At 64.6% G+C, this 17848-nt stretch carries 18 protein-coding genes; 2 read left to right on the top strand and 16 right to left on the bottom strand.

Features of this window, described 5'->3' with window-relative positions:
• Positions 1–44: 44 nt before the first annotated feature.
• Genes ACTIMF_RS08375 through ACTIMF_RS08365 form a run of 3 tightly spaced genes read right to left on the bottom strand, consistent with a single transcriptional unit; the run spans position 45 to position 3102 of the window.
• Positions 45–647 (bottom strand): FAS1-like dehydratase domain-containing protein, encoded by a 603-nt coding sequence (locus tag ACTIMF_RS08375; RefSeq protein WP_442349818.1) that lies wholly within the window; start codon positions 645–647, stop codon positions 45–47.
• Positions 644–1840: a CaiB/BaiF CoA transferase family protein gene (locus ACTIMF_RS08370; protein ID WP_442349817.1), complete on the bottom strand. Its 1197-nt coding sequence runs from the start codon at positions 1838–1840 to the stop codon at positions 644–646. Before ACTIMF_RS08370 ends, ACTIMF_RS08375 begins: the two co-directional genes overlap by 4 nt.
• Positions 1840–3102, bottom strand: coding sequence for a CoA transferase (locus tag ACTIMF_RS08365; protein ID WP_442349816.1), 1263 nt, complete (start codon positions 3100–3102; stop codon positions 1840–1842). The genes ACTIMF_RS08370 and ACTIMF_RS08365 overlap by 1 nt, the downstream gene beginning before the upstream one ends.
• Before the next feature lie 158 nt (positions 3103–3260).
• Here ACTIMF_RS08365 and ACTIMF_RS08360 point away from each other — a divergent pair, with 158 nt between their 5' ends.
• The gene (locus tag ACTIMF_RS08360) at positions 3261–3818 is read left to right on the top strand and encodes a TetR/AcrR family transcriptional regulator (protein ID WP_442349815.1); all 558 of its coding nucleotides are present in this window, start codon (positions 3261–3263) and stop codon (positions 3816–3818) included.
• Between the two features lie 4 nt (positions 3819–3822).
• Here the strand turns inward: ACTIMF_RS08360 and pgi are convergent, their stop codons facing one another.
• Genes pgi through gnd form a run of 3 tightly spaced genes read right to left on the bottom strand, consistent with a single transcriptional unit; the run spans position 3823 to position 7351 of the window.
• Complete coding sequence (pgi, locus tag ACTIMF_RS08355) at positions 3823–5448, bottom strand: glucose-6-phosphate isomerase (RefSeq protein ID WP_442349859.1); 1626 nt, start codon at positions 5446–5448, stop codon at positions 3823–3825.
• 2 nt (positions 5449–5450) lie between these two features.
• The gene (fgd, locus tag ACTIMF_RS08350) at positions 5451–6458 is read right to left on the bottom strand and encodes a glucose-6-phosphate dehydrogenase (coenzyme-F420) (RefSeq protein ID WP_442349814.1); all 1008 of its coding nucleotides are present in this window, start codon (positions 6456–6458) and stop codon (positions 5451–5453) included.
• Positions 6455–7351: a phosphogluconate dehydrogenase (NAD(+)-dependent, decarboxylating) gene (gnd, locus tag ACTIMF_RS08345; RefSeq protein WP_442349813.1), complete on the bottom strand. Its 897-nt coding sequence runs from the start codon at positions 7349–7351 to the stop codon at positions 6455–6457. Before gnd ends, fgd begins: the two co-directional genes overlap by 4 nt.
• Positions 7352–7508: 157 nt before the next feature.
• On the opposite strand from gnd, the gene ACTIMF_RS08340 reads away from it, so the two are divergent.
• Positions 7509–8261 carry a DeoR/GlpR family DNA-binding transcription regulator gene (locus tag ACTIMF_RS08340; RefSeq protein ID WP_442349812.1) on the top strand — a complete coding sequence of 251 codons (753 nt, stop codon included), beginning with the start codon at positions 7509–7511 and terminating at the stop codon, positions 8259–8261.
• Between the two features lie 5 nt (positions 8262–8266).
• Here ACTIMF_RS08340 and ACTIMF_RS08335 read toward each other — a convergent pair whose 3' ends face one another.
• The 10 genes from ACTIMF_RS08335 to ACTIMF_RS08290 all read right to left on the bottom strand — a co-directional run bounded on the left by ACTIMF_RS08335 (position 8267) and on the right by ACTIMF_RS08290 (position 17760).
• On the bottom strand, positions 8267–9034 hold the full coding sequence (locus ACTIMF_RS08335; protein ID WP_442349811.1) for a FadR/GntR family transcriptional regulator: 768 nt from the start codon (positions 9032–9034) through the stop codon (positions 8267–8269).
• A 132-nt stretch (positions 9035–9166) separates the two neighbouring features.
• Positions 9167–9919, bottom strand: a complete 753-nt coding sequence (locus ACTIMF_RS08330) for an enoyl-CoA hydratase/isomerase family protein (RefSeq protein WP_442349810.1) — start codon at positions 9917–9919, stop codon at positions 9167–9169.
• The gene (locus ACTIMF_RS08325) at positions 9916–11463 is read right to left on the bottom strand and encodes an AMP-binding protein (protein WP_442349809.1); all 1548 of its coding nucleotides are present in this window, start codon (positions 11461–11463) and stop codon (positions 9916–9918) included. The genes ACTIMF_RS08330 and ACTIMF_RS08325 overlap by 4 nt, the downstream gene beginning before the upstream one ends.
• Positions 11460–11975: a pyridoxamine 5'-phosphate oxidase family protein gene (locus ACTIMF_RS08320; protein WP_442349808.1), complete on the bottom strand. Its 516-nt coding sequence runs from the start codon at positions 11973–11975 to the stop codon at positions 11460–11462. The genes ACTIMF_RS08325 and ACTIMF_RS08320 overlap by 4 nt, the downstream gene beginning before the upstream one ends.
• A gap of 9 nt (positions 11976–11984) precedes the next feature.
• Complete coding sequence (locus ACTIMF_RS08315) at positions 11985–12761, bottom strand: ABC transporter ATP-binding protein (RefSeq protein ID WP_442349807.1); 777 nt, start codon at positions 12759–12761, stop codon at positions 11985–11987.
• Complete coding sequence (locus ACTIMF_RS08310; RefSeq protein ID WP_442349806.1) at positions 12754–13503, bottom strand: ABC transporter ATP-binding protein; 750 nt, start codon at positions 13501–13503, stop codon at positions 12754–12756. The genes ACTIMF_RS08315 and ACTIMF_RS08310 overlap by 8 nt, the downstream gene beginning before the upstream one ends.
• Positions 13500–14402 carry a branched-chain amino acid ABC transporter permease gene (locus ACTIMF_RS08305; protein ID WP_442349805.1) on the bottom strand — a complete coding sequence of 301 codons (903 nt, stop codon included), beginning with the start codon at positions 14400–14402 and terminating at the stop codon, positions 13500–13502. The genes ACTIMF_RS08310 and ACTIMF_RS08305 overlap by 4 nt, the downstream gene beginning before the upstream one ends.
• Positions 14399–15283 (bottom strand): branched-chain amino acid ABC transporter permease, encoded by an 885-nt coding sequence (locus ACTIMF_RS08300; RefSeq protein WP_442349804.1) that lies wholly within the window; start codon positions 15281–15283, stop codon positions 14399–14401. The genes ACTIMF_RS08305 and ACTIMF_RS08300 overlap by 4 nt, the downstream gene beginning before the upstream one ends.
• Before the next feature lie 61 nt (positions 15284–15344).
• Entirely contained in the window at positions 15345–16586 is a 1242-nt protein-coding gene (locus ACTIMF_RS08295) for an ABC transporter substrate-binding protein (RefSeq protein WP_442349803.1), read from the bottom strand.
• Positions 16587–16599: 13 nt separating this feature from the next.
• Positions 16600–17760 carry an ABC transporter substrate-binding protein gene (locus ACTIMF_RS08290; protein ID WP_442349802.1) on the bottom strand — a complete coding sequence of 387 codons (1161 nt, stop codon included), beginning with the start codon at positions 17758–17760 and terminating at the stop codon, positions 16600–16602.
• Between the last annotated feature and the right edge of the window lie 88 nt (positions 17761–17848).

Below are 17848 nucleotides of genomic sequence, written 5' to 3'. Positions count from 1 at the left end.
GACCGCGACATCTTCAATCCTCCGCATTCTCCTGACGTCGATCATCACTGAGGCTCCTCGATTCGGTTGTATGCGTATACGACGTTTCGAACGACCGCTACGACGTCGCCGCGATCGCTGACGAGGTCGTACTCCCAGGAGATGAATGCTCCGCGACCGACCGACGTCTGTTTCGGTGTCACCGATACGAGTCGGCGTCCGCGTTGGCCAATCCGTTCTCCCGCAACCACCGGGCGATGAAAACTGAGGTCCATCGAGGCGGTGAAGAATCCTGTCGTGTCAGGTTTCGGATACGGTTCCTCGTTATTGATCGGACTTCGCGTCGGCTGGGCGTCGGCTTCGGCTGAGTCGAACAGTTGCGCTTCACCGGGACGCCACATGGGTGGGATGGCCCATGAGAGGAGCCCGGTCACAGGAACCGCGATTCCTGAGTAACCGGCACGTCGGGCCGCGCCCTCGTCGTAATGAATTGGATCCGCGAGTTCGAGGGGCTCCAGATACCGTCTGATCGCACCTGGCTCGATCCGGTCAGCTCCCCACCGGACGGTGCCGTCGGAGAAGTCCGTGCCAACTAAAGAGATCAGTTCATCCCAGTCGGATGCCCAGTCGGCCCGTTCGTCGATACGCGGCATAGTCTCGTTCGTCAATTCAGTACACCTCGTTTCTCGAGATCTTCGATTTCCTCGTCTGTCATTCCCAGAAGGTCTCGCAGAACTGCGTCACTGTGCTCCCCGATCGTCGGGGCAGCCCCGTCAACCTGCAGCGGCGTATCGCTGAGTCGATAGCGCGGCCCTTCGACCGTCGTCCAGCCGGTCACCGAGCTCTCGACACTCACGAAGTGCTCCCGGTGTCGCAGTTGAGGATCGGCGATCAGGTCGGCACTCGACGCGCTGATATGCGCTGGAATACCTACCTCCTGCGCCATCGACTCGACCTCTGCTGCGGTATGGACGGAGATCGCTCGCTCTACTTCTTCGTCGAGTTCGTCTTCGAACGCTCGCCTGTCCGAGACCGTCGTGAACCGCGGGTCACCGGCCATGGTTGGGGAGAATGTGCCGACGAAAACTGGCCACTGCTCCGAGTCGACCGATATCGCAACATAGTTCCCGTCGGATGCCCGGTACACGCCGCTTGGAACATCGACTTCATCGCGGTTCCCGCGACGACGAGCGACCATATTCTCGGCGGCGTTTCGCGCTATCTCTGGCTGGAGTAGGTACGTACCTGCCTCGACCTGAGATAGGTCGATATAGCAGCCCTCACCGCTTTCGTCACGCGCGATGAGTGCTGCGAGCAACGCCGCCAACGCGAAGCGCGGAGCGACGTAGTCGGTGTACGGCCCGAAGGGGCCGAATGGTGGGCGATCGGGCCAGCCGACTATTGATTGAAATCCCGACAGCGCGGCTCCGACGTTTCCGTATCCAGCCAACCCCGCGAGTGGTCCCGTCTGACCGTTGATCGAACTCGACAGCATTATCAGCCTGGGGTTCTCGGCGCACAGCGTCTCGTAGTCGAGGCCCCACTTGTTCAAACGCCCCGGCGCGAACGACTCCACCACGACATCTGCTCTCGATGAGAGGTCCCGCACCACTTGACGCCCCTTCTCAGTCGTCAAGTTCAGTGATAAGCCAAGTTTGCCCGCGTTACATGTGCCATAGAGGGCAGAGCTCTCCGGGCCCGGAGCACCGTGGAACGGTGGCATCATTCGCGCAGTCTCGATGCGAGTAGACGATTCGACACGCACCACAGTGGCACCGGCATCCGCCAGCGCACGTCCGACCAACGGCCCCGCAACAACCCACGCGAGATCAACCACGACCAACCCGTCAAGCGGCCTCATCAGGATGCCTCCTCAAAAGGCTCTGCACCCGAAGCGGTCTGCCGCGGTGTCCAGTGCAACCACTCACCGAGCACTTCGTGATGGTGTTCACCGATGCGCGGTGCGGGTAGTCCGATACGAAACGCGTCGCGATTCACCACCGCGAACCCGCTCTGGATTCGAGTAGCTCGGTCGCCTTCGCCGACCGTCGTGAAGGTGTGACGTGCTGCGGCTTGCGGGTTGACGTGGATCTCGTCGGTCTCGTAGATCGGCACGGCAACGAGTCGCCGTTCCAACGCCGCACGCAATACCTCGGACTTGCTCTTGCCGGCAAGGAAGGTCGCCACGGCGCTCCTCGCCTCCGCGAGATCATCGTCGGTCAGCTTCCCCGTTTCAAGGAGTCGTGGCGCTCGACACCAGTCGATGTCCGCGAACCGTTCGACCCGCGCACCTTCGTCGCGCATCCATTCGAAGAAGGCCGTCGTGAAGGCGCCCGCGGCCGCCCCGATCGCCAAATGGAGTTCGATCAGCCCATCGCGGCACCGCCACTTCTTGAGCACGGGATCGGTGCCGGCTCCAGAGCCAGACTGATCGACGGAGCCCCGGGCTTGTATCCCGTTGTCCCAGCCAGGGTTCGCATCGCCTACCGCTGATGCCAACGCCTGCCCCAGTGTCGCCGTTGTCAGGCTCGCTTGGGCGGAAACGTCGACAGTCTGGCCTCGACCAGTTCGACGGCGCGCTAACAACGCCATCAGAACGCCATCGGCAGCATCGGCGCTCGCGTGCGCGAAAGCCTGAGGAACCGAGATCCGCACGGGGGCCCTCGCGTCGTCGCGATGCGGATCCAACGGTCCACCGGAGGCCCAGACCGTGAGGTCGCTGGCTGCCCAGTCCGCTTTCGGTCCGGTCAACCCGAACGGTGTCACTGCGACCTGAATCAACGCTGGATTCACCGATGCCAACGTCTTCTCGCCAAGCCCCACTACGTCGAGTTCTCTGGGACTAGACGGCATGACGAGCACGTCCGCAACGCTTGCGAGCGCCAGAACCGTCGCTCGACCGACTGGATTGTCTACGTCTGCGACGACACTGCGACTGCCGGCCGCGAATGTGTCCCACAGATACGATCCAGCACCACGTCGGGGCGTGGCCCGCCTGGCCGGAGATCCAGTCGGCGGCTCGACGTGGACAACATCCGCGCCTAGATCGGCAAGAATCCGGCCGGTGAGGAGGGCCCGCGAATCAGACAGGTCCAGGACACGTACACCATGAAGAAACGCCATGAGAGTCTCCCATTCGTGAGAGCGAGTAATTACTGAACGTAAACCGTCAGTAATTGAATCGTAGACTGAGTCGGGCGTCACAATCAAGAGAAATGATGATAATAGTCATGATCGAACATCAGACAGGGGCGCGGGCAGGAAGGCCACGCGATCCCGAAGTGCGTACACAGACACTCGCAGCCGCGATCAGCGTGTTCGCTGATCGCGGCTGGGCTGGATTCTCCATCGAAGCTGTTGCTCGCGAATCAGGCGTCGGCAAGGCATCGATCTACCTCCGGTGGTCGAACAAGGCCGACCTGCTATTCGACGCCCTCGCGACGCACATCCGCACCCAGGATGCACCTGACACCGGCGACATCCGTTCCGACCTGTTGACACTGGTGACTGAGCTGTTCGACCTCTATGTCTCCGATGCGGGCAGAGCGCTGCTCCGCATGAGTGCCGGCGGCGAAACTATCCCGGGAGTATGGGAGCGATTCGTAAAGTTCCAGAATCAGCAGACTCTAGCCGCTCGTGCGCTCGTGCGACGGGCCATCGATGACGGCAGGCTTCCGTCGAGTACCTCGGTGACACTCTTACTCGAAACTCTGATCGGAGCGGTGCTCCTCCATAGCCTGAGTACGCCGCCGGATCTACGCCAGACGATGACCGACAGCTCACATGACTATCTGTCAGAACTCGTCGACTACACGCTCAAGAATGTCGAGACTCGGTGACTGCCTACGTCCGCTCTCTCCAGAACGCGGCCACGAGGCCCCGCGTCGAGCTGTCCATCTCGTCGGAGGGTCCGCCACCGGCCCCGAGCGCTGGTGCGAGTTCGACCGCGGAGGCCTTCCCCAATTCCACTCCCCACTGGTCGTAGGAGTCGATACCCCACACCGCGCCCTGCACGAAGACCTGGTGCTCATACAGCGCGATCAGTTGTCCCAGCGTAGACGGGTCCAGCCGCGGACCGAGGATGGTCGTCGACGGACGGTCGCCCGGCATCACCTTGTGCGGCGCGAGTCGGGGGTCCACACCGTCTGCCATCACTTCCGACTTCGTCTTGCCGAAGGCCAACACTCGCGATTGCGCGAACATGTTGGCGGTCAAGACCTCGTGCATGGTGGTCGAGCCGTCCCGCGAGACGAAGTCCTCGGCCGGTCGAGCGAATCCGATGAAGTCGGCCGGGATCAGTCGAGTCCCCTGATGGAGAAGCTGGTGGAAGGCGTGCTGCCCATTGGTGCCCGGCTCGCCCCAGATCACCTCACCGGTCGGCACGCCGACCGGTGAGCCGTCGCCGCGCACCGACTTCCCGTTCGACTCCATCGCCAACTGCTGCAGGTATGCGGGCAGCCGGGCGAGATCATTCGCGTACGGCAGAACCGCCCGTGCGTCGGCACCGTGCACGCTCGCGTACCAGACGCTCAGCAGGCCGAGGATCACCGGCGCGTTGGAATGGATCGGCGCGGTGGCAAAGTGCTCGTCGACCGTTCGAGATCCGGCGAGGAATTCGGCGAACCGCTCGCGCCCGATCGCGGCCATCACCGAGAGTCCGACGGCTGAACCGACCGAGTAACGACCGCCTACCCAGTCCCAGAATCCGAAAACGTTCGACGGTTCGACGCCGAACTCCGCGACCAGTCGAGCGTTCGTCGACACCGCTACGAAGTGGGAGGCCACCGCGTCCTCCCCGAGGGCGTCGACCAGCCAACGGCGCGCGGCGTGCGCGTTCGCCATGGTCTCGAACGTCGAGAAGGTCTTCGAGACGACGACGAACAGCGTGGTCGCCGGATCGAGGTCGGCGAGCGTTGGGAGCAGGTCCGCCGCATCGACGTTCGACACGAAACGAACGTCGGGACCGTCGCAGTACGCACGGAGTGCCTGGTGCACCATGGCGGGCCCGAGATCGGAGCCGCCGATCCCGATGTTGACGACGGTCGAGATCGGGCGCCCGTCGGCCCCACGCCACGACCCGTCGCGCACGCGATCGGTGAAGTCGCCCATCGCGTCGAGAACTGCGTGCACGTCCGCCACCACATCGCGTCCGTCGAGGTAGACGGTCTCGTCGCGGCGCTTGCGCAATGCGGTGTGCAAGACCGGTCGGCCCTCGGAGACGTTGATCGGATCGCCGCGGAGCATCGCGTCCCGCTTCTGGAAGACGTGCGTCTCCCGAGCGAGCAGATGCAGCAGCCGCATCGTCTCGCCATTGATCCGATGCTTGCTGTAGTCGATGTACAGGTCACCGACCCCGACCGACATCGCCGTTCCGCGTGCCGGGTCGGCGGCGAACAGATCGCGGATGCTCTGCCCGGCGATCGATGCGCTGTGCTCGATCAGCGCCGTCCACGCCGAGGTGTCTGCCACGTTCATGCCAGCTCCCGTAGTCTCGGCGCGAGGTCGCGCTCGAACAGGTCGAGGAACCGCCGTTGATCGTGGCCGGGTGCGTGGAACACCAGATGATTCAGGCCTGCATCGAGATACGGCTTGATCTGGGCGAGCGCCTCGTCCGGATCGGAGGCGACGATCCACCGCTTGGCGATCTGCTCGATCGGGAGCGCGTCTGCGGCGGCCTCCATCTCGATCGGATCGTCGATGCTGTGCTTCTGTTCAGCTGTCAGCGACAGCGGCGCCCAGAAACGCGTATTGTTCAGCGCCGCATCGGGATCGGTGTCGTACGACAGCTTGATCTCGATCATGCGGTCCATTGCGTCGAAGGATCGGTCTGCCTGTGCCGCACCTTCTTGGACGGCCGGGATCAGCTTGTCGGTGTACAAGTCCATCCCTTTGCCCGACGTGCAGATGAATCCCTCGCCCGCACGACCCGCGTAGCGTGCGACCAGAGGACCGCCCGCCGCGATGTAGACCGGAACGGCCCCCGACTCCGGGACGTCGTAGATCGACGCGCCCGTGGTCTTGTAGTAGTCGCCTGCGAAGTCGACCCGGCCGCCCTGCCACAGTTCCCGCATCAACGCGACCGACTCGCGCAGCCGCGCGAATCGCTCCTTGAATGCAGGCCATTCGCCGTCGAACCCCGTCGCGATCTCGTTCAGCGCTTCCCCAGTGCCGACCCCCAACATCACGCGATCGGGATACAGACACCCCATCGTGGCGAACGCCTGCGCGATGACCGCCGGATTGTAGCGGAATGTCGGCGTCATCACCGAGGTCCCCAACATGATTCGGTCTGTCCGTTCACCGACAGCCGTCATCCACGAGATCGAGAACGGGGCGTGGCCTCCGTTGTGACGCCACGGCTGGAAGTGGTCCGAGACGGTGGCCGAGTCCATCCCGTGCCGTTCGGCCAGAACTGCGAGCTCCACCAGTTCACGAGGCGCGAACTGCTCCGCCGACGCCTTGTATCCGAGCTTGATCATTCGCCTGCCTCCGGGTTGGTACGTACTCGGTGTCCCCCGAACTGTTTGCGGAGTGCAGCCACGGCCTTCATCGCGGGCGACTCGTCCTGCCTAGACGAGAAGCGCGCGAAGAGCGCGGCGGCGATCACGGGTGTCGGCACGGCGTGACCGATCGCCTCCTCGAGGGTCCACCGCCCTTCACCGGAATCGTCGACGTATCCGGCGATCTCAGCGAACTCCGGATCCTCGTCGAGCGCGGAGACAAGGAGTTCGAGAAGCCACGAGCGCACCACGGTGCCCGACTGCCAGGCCGTCATCACCTTGGCCGGGTCTGCGATCCGCGGCTCTGCCGCCAGCAACTCGTACCCCTCGGCGTATGCCTGCATCAGGCCGTACTCGATGCCGTTGTGCACCATCTTCGCGTAATGTCCCGCACCGGTCCGGCCTGCGTGCACGAACGCGCGTTCGCGCGGGCCGTCCGGCCTCAGACTGTCGAAGATCGGCATCGCACGATCGACGTCGTCGGGTGTGCCACCGACCATAAGGCCGCAGCCCTCGGCCGCTCCCCACACTCCGCCCGAGACTCCGCAATCGACATAAGCGATGCCACGTGCCCCGAGTGCGGCGGCGTGCGTCTGATCGTCGGTGAAGCGAGAGTTGCCGCCGTCGATGACGAGATCGCCCTCAGCGAGCAGGTCAGCGAGTTGTTCGATGACGTCGCGGGTCACCTCTCCTGCGGGGACCATGGTCCAGACGAGACGAGGTCCGGTGAGTCGTTCCACGAGATCCGGAAGCGAATCGACGTCACCGACACCGGGCGCTGCGTCATAGCCGATCACTACGTGCCCACGCGCCCGCAGACGGTCGCGCATGTTCGCGCCCATCCGGCCGAGGCCGATCAGTCCGATCTCCAATGGGGACTCCCTTCACGAGGCCTTCCCGGAACCACTCAGAAGAGAACCGAGAGTGCACGAACTCGTGCATTGCATGCACGTAATAATGCAACCAGGTGCACCATGTGTCAAGATTCACGCATGACAGAATCTCTAGCGCACCGCCGCGAGGCGCTCGATGGCCGCTGACGACAGGCGGCGGGAGATCCTGCGCCGCCTGCAGATCGACAGCTACGTGGAGGCGGCCGAGCTGTCCCGAGACCTCGGGGTCGACGCATCGACCATCCGCCGTGACCTCGATGCCCTCGCTCGATCCGGTCACGCCGAGCGCACACACGGCGGTGCGCGCGCCACCGCGGGTGCGCCGAACGACATTCCGTACGCCGTCAAAGAAGGCGAGCGGCGGCGGGAGAAGGTCGCTATCGCCCGTGCGGCGGCGGCCGACGTGCGCGACGGTCAGAGGGTCGTTCTCGACAGCGGATCGACGACCTACCAGATCGCTCTGGAACTCCGACACCGACAGGAGTTGACGATCATAACCAATGACCTGCGCATCGGGAAGTACGCGGCGACACTGCCCAACGTCCGGCTACTCGTCACCGGCGGCGAGTTACTCGGTTCCGTGTACACGTTGGTCGGCGAACGCGCGGTCGACTTCATGTCCGACTATTCCGCCGACTGGGCTTTCCTCGGGGCCGATGCGATCGATCCGATCGCGGGGATCACCAACACGAACACCCTCGAGATCCCGATCAAGCGCGCAATGCTGCGTGCGGCAAGTACATCGGTCGTCGTCGCCGACAGCTCGAAGTTCAATCAGCGCGCCCTCGCAAAAGTGGCGGCGATCGACGAGGTGGATCAGATCGTCACCGACCGCGAGCAGCCGGTGGAGCGGATCGCCGAGTACGGACCGACGCTCACGTTCGCGTGAGCGCATCAGCCGAGCAGTTGCCCGTTTCGCCACCCGATGTCCCAGGTGATCGGTCTCGCCAGCGCCTCGGGAAACTTGCGCGCCATGAAACGGGAGTACTCGTCGATGTGATCGGTCATCGCGGCCTCCGACGCGTCGCCATCGCGCAGTTTCAACGCGTCGAGGATCCGACGATGCGCTTTGAGGACGGCATGCCGGCGCCGCTCGTTGTAATCGACACCGACAACGGTGCCGTCGAAGATGTCGAGCATCGCATCGACGAGGAACCCGAACAGCGAGTTCTGCGTCGCCCACGCCACCGAGTTGTGAAACTCCTTGTTGGTCTCCAGGAAGACCCCCAGGTCGTCGAGATGCACGGCCATCCGGTCCACAGAGCACTCCAGGTCTGTCATCGCGGCGTCAGACATCCGGGAGGCCGCCAGCCTGGCGAGCAGCGGTTCGATACCGCCGCGGGTCTCGGCGACGTTGGCGAACGGTGCGTTCTCGAACTGCAGGAGAAGGAGCATCGCATTGGAGAGCGCCGACGAGTCGGGCTTCTCGATGGTCGGTCCGCCGCCCGGGCCGGGCTTGAGCGACAACACATTCTGCAGTTCCAGAAACCGCAGCGCTTCACGGAGCGTACCCCTACCCACACCGTATGTCTCCAGCATCGCGCGCTCGGCCGGCAGCCGATCACCTGCCGTCAGTCCGCGGCGATCGATGTCCTGCACTATGCCGCGCGCGACGATCAGCGCGGCCTTCTCCGGCCGAGAGCCTCCCCGGTGCAACGTCATCTGCGTATTCCTTTCCGACGATGACGTACGAGCGTATCGCCATCCACCCCTGCGCCTACCCGTTGACGATCAACCTGGGTAAACACCGAATATTTATGCTATCGATAATAATGGAATAGAGGCCGGTGCCCGTCATCGACGCGTTCTGAACGCGTGAACGGCGTCCCTGTGCTCGTCGGTGCCGAACAGGAGCGCGATCGCCTCGACCGACTCGGCGTAGCCAGACCCGGTGTCCCGGTTGAGGAACGCCTTACCGACGCGAACACCAAGCGGAGAATGCGCGGCGATCTCCCGCGCCGTGGTCAGTGCCCGCTCGACGAGTTCGTCATCGTCGACCGTCTCGATCACGAGGCCTGCCCGCTCCATGATCTCCGGGCCGACCGCGCGACCCGTCAACGACAGGTATCGCGTCCAATGCCTGCCGATCACATCCGGTGCGCGGATCACGCCGTAGCCGGGCATCAGCCCGACAGTGACCTCTTTGAAGGAGAACGACGCCGACCTGCCCGCGACGACGATGTCGCACGCCAATGCCAACTCGGTGCCACCGCCGAATGCGATGCCGTTGATCGCGCCGACCACCGGCACCGCACACGTCTCCACACTGTGGAACGCCTCGTAGACGAAGCGCAGATGCGGCCGGACGCGGGAGACGTCACCCGCCAGATCGGCGAACATGTCGATATCGCCGCCCGCAGAGAAGGCACGGCCTTCGCCGGTCAGCACGACGGCGCGCACATCCGCACTGTCGCCGAGCTCCGCGGTGAGCGCGGTCAGTTCGGCGAACCACTGCTGGTCCATCGCGTTGAGTTTGTCCGGCCGACACATCGTGACCAGGCGAACGCCGTCCCCGACGTCGTCGATTCGGAATCGTTCGTACGTCATGCCTGCACCTTCTCCCGGTCCCACGTATCCGCGGTCACGCCTTCAGCGCGCAACCGGTACTTCTCGACGCGTTGGCTGTGCGTCAGCGGAAGCGCGTCCATCACTCGGACGTACCGCGGTCGTGCGAACGAGGTCAGTTGTCCGTCGATACGACCGACGAGTGCAGCCGGATCGATCCGCACGCCCGATGCCGGGACCACTGCGATGACCACGTCTTCCTCAGACAGCTCGGACGGCACACCGTAAGCAGCGACCCTGACGACGTCGACGTCGTCGGCGACGACTCGTTCGATCTCCCAGGACGAGATGTTCTCACCGCGCCGACGGATCGTGTCTTTGACGCGGTCGACGAACGTCAGGAAGCCATCCTCGTCGAAGACGCCGCGGTCGCCGGTGTGGAACCACAGGTTCTGCCACGCCTGGACCGTGGCTTCGGGCCGTGCGTCGTAGCCGTCGAACATCATGCCGGCCTTCTTCGGCCGGACGACGATCTCGCCGATCACACCGGGAGCGACCGGCTCGTCGTAGTCGTCGACCACGCGGACGTGATAGTTCACCGATTCGGTGCCCGCGGTCCCGACCCGCCGCCGTGCAGGCGGCATGTCGCACACGATCGACGTCTCGGTACTTCCATATATCTCGGTGAGTTCGATACCGAAACGCGACTCGACGTCGTCGAAGATCTCCTTCGGGCAGGGGGCTCCGAACGCGGCGCGCACGGCGTGGTCCCGATCGTCGGTCCGGGGCTGCTGTTTGAACAGGATGCTCATCATGGCGCCCTGGTAGTTGAAGACAGTGATCTTCTCTTCGCGGCAGATGTCCCAGAATCGCGTCGCCGAGAAATTCCGGTGCATCACGAGGTCGGCACCGGCTTCCAGTGCCGACATCACCGAGCAGTAGCGGGCGTTGGAGTGATAGAGCGGGAACACACTGTAGAGGCGGTCGTCGCTCGTGTACTTCATGAGTCCGACGGTGTGGCGCGCGAGGTTGACGTTCGCGCGATGACTCAACAGGACGCCCTTCGGCGGACCCGTGGTTCCGGACGTGTAAAGGATCACTGCGGTCGATCGAGGGTCAACGATCGGGAGGTCCTGAGTTTGAGTCGCCATGAGTTCGGCGAACTCGTCTCTATCCCCTGCGGCCTCCCCAACGACGACGACCTTCTCGATCGACTCGACGCGATCGGCGATGTCGGCGATCAGATCGGCGAACTCGGCATCGCAGATCACGATCCGGACTGCGGCGTGCTCGAGGCAGTACTCGAGAAGCGCCGGGCCGGTTCCCGGGTTCAACGGGACTTCCACGAGGCCGGCACGCGCGATAGAGAACCAGGCGTGCAGCGCCGCGACGGACGCCTTCATCACCACACCGACCCGATCGCCCGCGACGAGCCCGAGTGATCGCAGGCCCGCGGCTCCCCGGGAAGCCGCGACGTCGAGCTCGGCCGACGACGTCCGAACACCGTCCACATCGATCACCGACGACTGGTCGGCACACTGCGTCAACCAGTCCCCGATGCTTGGAACGTCCATGATCTGAGTCATCGAGCGTCGTCCTTCCGCGCCGGCCCACCGCGCCCGTCGCCGGCAAGCCGACGAGAGTCGTGGCTGGCCACGACGGCCGTCGGCGTCACCTCGATGAGCAGGCGCCCCGGACTCGAGAGCAGTTCCATGAACTTCTCCGGATGGGCGGGCGCCAATCGGGAAGCCAGGAGCTCGAGCCGGTCGTCGAGCCCGCCGATGTCACGGTGAACGGTCGCCGTCCCCTTGATCGACAACATCTGCCTCCCGGGCGTCCCGGTCCCGGTGCCCGAGATCACGAGCGCTACGCGCGAATCCCGCTGTACGCCGCGCACCTGGACGCGACCGGCCACACTGGTGATCCAGAAGTGCCCGTCGTGCAGGGCGAAGCTCAACACCACCGCTGCGGGCCCGCCATCGTCGTCGAGGAAGCAGAAGGTGCACTCGGTCTGCGCGGCGAGCAGTGCGGCTTTCGCGTCGGCGGTCAGTCGGGCACCCGACAACTGCTCGATGTCCTTGGTTCCAGGCTTGTCCATGCCGTCTCCTCAGTCGTCGCCGTCTCGCCGCGCTCGCCCGACTTCGGTCGCGTCGGATCCAGTCGAGTCGGATCCAGTCGGGTCGAGAGCCGATTCGCCGAGGACTGCATGCACCGCAGCCTTATCTGCGTCGGCGGCCGCGCCGTTCCAGACGGTCCTGCCTCGCGTGATCACCGAGACCTGATCGGCCACCCGGAGTCCCGCGTCCGCGTTCTGCTCCACGATCAACACTGCGATGCCGCGGTCGGCGATCTCACGGACCTTCGCCATGACCGAGTCGACCATCGTCGGCGCCAACCCCATCGACGGCTCGTCCATGAGAATCACCTTGGGCTGGGACATCACCGCTCGGCCGAATGCGAGCATCTGCTGCTCGCCTCCGCTGAGCAGGCCTGCCTGCTGACCTCTACGATCCGCGAGAATCGGGAACTGCTCGTAGACCTCGGTCATCGTCGTCTCGACCTCTGACCGGGTTGCGCGGTACCCGCCGATCCGTAGATTCTCCTCGACGGTGAGCGTCGCGAAGACGCGCCGGCCCTCGGGAACCAGGACCAGCTTGTTGCGCACCATCTTGTGCGCCCTGCTGCCCGCGAGGTCCACCCCGTCGACGAGAACCGATCCCGACCGGGGCCGGTGGTAGCCGGCGAGAGCCCGCAGGCTCGTCGTCTTCCCCGCGCCGTTCGCGCCGAGTACCAGCGTGACCTTGCCGACGTCGGCGCGGAGGCTGACCCCTTGCACCGCGTTGACCGCGCCGTAGCTGACGTTCAGATCGTTGACCTCAAGCATCGTTCGCCTGCTTTCCGAGATACGACTCGCGGACGGCCTCGTCGGCGACCACGGCCTCCGGTTCGCCCTGCGCGATCAGTACTCCCTGGTTCATGCCGAAGAGGTAGTCGCAGACGTCGACCATCATCTGAACGTCGTGCTCGACGAGGAGTTGCGTGAGGCCCTCGCCCTGCAGCGCCCGCATGAGGTCGCTGACCTCGTCACGTTCTTCGGTGTTCATCCCTGCGGTCGGCTCGTCGAGGAGCAGTAGACGCGGTTTGCCCACGATCGCGCGCGCGATCTCGACGCGACGTTGCATCCCGTAGGACAGCTCGCTCGGGCGCATCCGCTGCACCGCGGTGATCCCGACCCGCTCCATCACCTCGTCCACCGACGATGTCAGGCCGGCCCGCTTGCTGCGGAGCACCGTGTCCACGCCGAGTTGGACGTTGTCGCGGACTGTGCGGTCGTCGATGAGTCGGACGGTCTGGAAAGTGCGTGCCACGCCCAGGTGAGCGACTTGGTACGGCCGCACCTTGGTGAAATCCTCGCCGTCGAACCGCATCCGTCCACGGGTCAACGGGTTGAGCCTGGTAACCGCGCCGAGAAGCGTCGACTTCCCGGACCCGTTGGCGCCCATGATTCCGTAGATACCGCCCTGCTCGAGGTCGATCGACACGCCGTCGACCGCTTTGACGCCGCCGAAATGCACTGCGATGTCGGTCAGTTCGAGGAGCGGAGTGCGGTCTTCGCTGCTGGTCATGACGTCACCTTCGCACTGTCGGGCCGGGTGGCTTGCTCGCCTGTGTCGCGTACGTCCCGCGTGCGGATCCGATGCCAGAGATCGCGGGCGACGCCGAGGACACCGTTAGGCAGGAAGAGGGCGGCGAGCACCACGATGACGCCGTAGATGAACTCCTCCCATTCGCTGACGAACGAGACCACGGTGGGAAGCCAGACGAACACGATCGATCCGATGACGACACCGACCCAGGAACGGGTTCCTCCGACGACGATGACCGTCAACGCGAGGACGACGAGATGGAAGTTGACCTCGGCGGGGGTTATGGTGCTTCGCAGCAGCGTGGTGATGCCGCCTGCGAGGCCGCCGACCAGCCCGGCAGCCAGGAAGCTGAGCTTCCGGTACCTCGCAACGTTGATGCCCATCGCGTTCGCGAGTTCAGGGTCCTCGCGCACCGCGTCGATCCGGCGGCCGAGGCCGCGCGACTCGGTGAGCTGTGTGATCGCGATGACGATGACGGTGACGACGAGGATCGACTCGAAGGTCAGGTCGCCCAGCGCTCCGAACAATCCGGCCGCCCCACCGGTGAGTTCGCCGCCGTTGACCGCCACCACAGCCACGATCAACGTGAATGCGATGGTCGCCATGCCCAGGTACAGACCGTTCAGCTTGTGAATGATCAGGCCGAGCACGTAGACCACTACGCCGGGGATCACCATGCCGAGGACGATCGAGGGAAAGGTCCCCCATCCGAGGTGGAGCATCGCGGCGGCAGCGGTGTAGCCGCCGATGCCGAATGCGCCGATGCCCGCGAAAGAGAACACGCCCATGCGCATCGGGATCTGAATGCTCAGCGCCATCAGCAGGGTCGTGAGCGTCTGCTGGAGCAGAACCGTGTTGGAGTAGTACCAGTCGCTCATGTGCGTCTCACTTCCTTGGTTCCGAAGATGCCCTGAGGTCGGAACAGGAGCACCAGGAAGATCAGCCCGAACGAGACCGCGTCCACCCACGTCCCGAACTCGAAGTGGATCATCAGCGTCTCCGCGGCAGCCAGAATGTAGGCGCCGAGAACTGCGCCGCCCATCGATCCGAGGCCGCCGAGGACGATGATCGCGAAGGCCTTGATCAACAACGGATCACCCGATTCGGGCGCGATCGCACCGAGTTGCAAGGTCAGGAGTGCGCCGGCCAGGCCCGCCAGTCCGCCTGCGACGGCCATGGTTCCCAGTGCGAGCGCACTGCGGTTGACGCCCATGCCCTCACTCGTCTCCTGATCTACACCGATCGCACGCAATGCCAGCCCCTGTCGCGACTTCTTGAGCCACGCGGTGAGACCGACACCGATGCCGATCGCGGCGATCAGGATGATGATGGTCGTCGTGGTGAGGCGGATGCCCGCGAACTCGTACACCGACGCCTGGTAGTCGGTGTCGAAGCCGAACGGGCTCGCGCCGCTGACGCGCTGGGCGATCGCGATCGGAATGGATGAGACGCCGATGCCCGCGATGATGATCCTGAGCTCGGTGGCCCGGTGGTTCGTTCCATCGGCGGCGATCTTCTGGAACACCAGCAACTGTGTGAGCAACGACAGGGCCGCGCCCACTGCGATCGCGATGATCAGGATCACCGGGAGGGGCAGTGCCACTTCTTTCGTGACCATATGCGCGACGAGCACCGAGAACACGAACGTCGCACCGTGCGCGAAGTTCAGGATTCCGATGGTGCCCCACGCCAACGCCATCCCCAGCGCGAACAAGAGGTACACCGACCCCAGCGTCGCGGCATTCAGAACTTCCTGCATGTCGGACTTCCTCTGTGTAGGTCTGCGCGTGCGCAGTCCGGGTCGGTCTCCGGGACGATGTTCATCGGAGGAGCTGTTCCTTTCCGTCCTGCCACTTGACGACCACTCCCGGAACACGCATGTCGTTTCCGTCGAAGGTGATGTCGCCCATCGCGCCCGCGAAGCCCAGATCCGCGACCTCGCTCAGACCCTCGCGGACGCCGTCGCGCGAAGAGTCGTTCGACGCCTTGATCCCTCGAGCGATCCACCAGAGCGCGTCGAAGCCCTCAGCCGCGTACGGGTCCGGGGTCTGTCCGTACTCCTTGGTGAACGCATCGACGAAGGCCTTCGACTCGGGGGTGTCCATCGACGCCGAGAAGTCGACCGGATACACGAGACCGTCGGCGGCGGGACCTGCGGGAGCGATCATTCCTGCGCTCTGGTTGGTCGACCCAAGCACTTGCCCGGTGTAGCCCGCCTGACGCAACTGCTTCATGAACGTGACCGACTGCGGTGCCGTGAGGAGCATGATGACCGCCTGCGGCTTGGCCGCCGCGATCTGCTGCGCCTGGCTGGTGAAGTCCAGCGTCGTCGACTGCACTTCCACTCGCTGATCGATCGACAGCCCGTACTTGCGCTGGTCGGGTGTGATGACGTCCTCGACGAGGCTCGCGTACGTCGGCAAGGTGCCGTTGTAGATCAGGGACAGCTTCGTCAGGTCGTTCTCGGCCAGCCATTTGTCGCCCGAGCTGTAGTAGGTCTCCATCGGAGCGGTGGCGCGGAACGTGTAGTCACCGGTGACGACCCCCGGCGAACCGGACTGGGTGAACACGGTCGGCACCTCGCGTTGGTTGACGATCGGGGCGACCGCGGCGGCCTGCTGACCGAGCGTGGGGCCGAGGATCGCGGACACGTCGTTGTCTGCCATCGCCTTGGTCATGTCGCTGACCGCTCGCTCGATCTCCCCTGCCGGGTCGGACTGCGTCAAGTCGATGACGACGCCGTCACCGAGGTAGCCCTGATCGTTGATCTGCTCGACGGCCAGTCGGGCGCCCTGGCTCGCACTGATACCCGCATAGCCCACCGGACCGCTCTGGTCGTTGACTGCTGCGATGGTGATCTGTTTCGCGATGCCCTGACCGCTCTGCTGAGCTCCGCCACCACTCGGACTGCACGCCGTCGCGGCGAGCAGACTCGAGACGACGACTGCGGCAAGAACAGGTCCTGTTCTTCTTGACTTCACTGGTGTCACGCACCTCTCGTGCTGGTGGAATCGGGCGAGTTCGTCCGCGACGACTCGTCGGAAGGCGATCGCCGTGCTCATTCGGGGGTCTGGTCTAGCTGACGACCGACTCGTCGCCGCCGGTCCACTCGACCATCGCTCCGGTCACCCGCATGTCGTTGCCGTCGAACGTCAGATCCCCCATGGCTCCGGGGAATCCTTCGCCTGCGACCTGCGCGAGCCCCTTCTGAACGCCCTCGCGTGACGAGTCGTCTGACGCCTTGATGGCGCGCGCGATCCACCAGATCGCGTCGAAGCCTTCTGCCGCGTAGGCGTCGGGCGCCGCGCCGTACTTGTCGGTGAACGACTTCGTGAACGCCTTGGCGGTGTCCGTGTCCATCGCAGCCGAGAAGTCGACCGGGTAGACGAGGCCGTCGGCCGCGGCTCCCGCGGATGAGGCGTTGCCCGACCCCTGCACCGAGGTGCCGACGATCTGCCCCTTGTAACCCGCCTGACGCAACTGCTTCATGAAGGTCACCGCCTGCGACGCGATCAACATCATGACGACCGCGGGCGGGTTCGCCTGCGCGATCTGTTGTGCCTGGCCGGTGAAGTCCTGGGTCGTGGACTGCACTTCGAGCGACTGACCGATGTTGACACCGGCCGCCGCAGCTTCCTTGGGGAACACGGTCTTCCCCAGGTTGGCGAACGTCGGATAAGTCGCGTTGTAGATCACCGAGACGTCCTTATGTCCGTTCTCGCTGAGCCACTTCGCCGCGATGTCGTAGTAGCTCTCCATCGGCGCGGTCGCCCGGAAGGTGTAGTCGTTGACGACCACGCCTTCGGCACCCGACTGCGTGAACACGGTCGGCACCTTGCGCTGGCCGACCATGGGCGCAACCGCCGCAGCCTGCTGCGCCATCGTCGGACCGAGAATGGCGGACACCTCGCCGTTGCCCATGGTCTTGGTCATCTCGCTCACGGCGCGGTCGATCTCACCGGCCGTGTCGACCTGGTCGAGCGAGAGCTTCACGCCGTCGCCGAGGTACCCCTGGTCGTTGATCTGCTCGATCGCCAGCTCGGCACCCTTGCTAGCGCCGACGCCCGCGTAGGCCACCGGGCCGGTCTGGTCGTTGACCGCCGCGATCGTGATGTTCTCGGCGATCCCCTGCCCGCTCTGCTGGGCGCCTCCGCCACCTGAGCCGCAGGCGCTCACCGCGAGCACGGCGACCGCGACGACCGCGGTCAGTGCGGTCTTAGTCGTTCTGATCTTCATGATTGAGCGTTCCTTTTCATGTACCCGAATCGAGAGACCGGCACCGGAGGGCCGACCGGCATGGGAAGTGACGACCAGAGGTCGGATC

Source organism: Gordonia sp. (in: high G+C Gram-positive bacteria) (assembly GCF_052106715.1).
Lineage (GTDB): Bacteria > Actinomycetota > Actinomycetes > Mycobacteriales > Mycobacteriaceae > Gordonia.
Note: the sequence above shows the minus strand (reverse complement) of the source record. Positions and strands in the feature narration are given on the sequence as shown.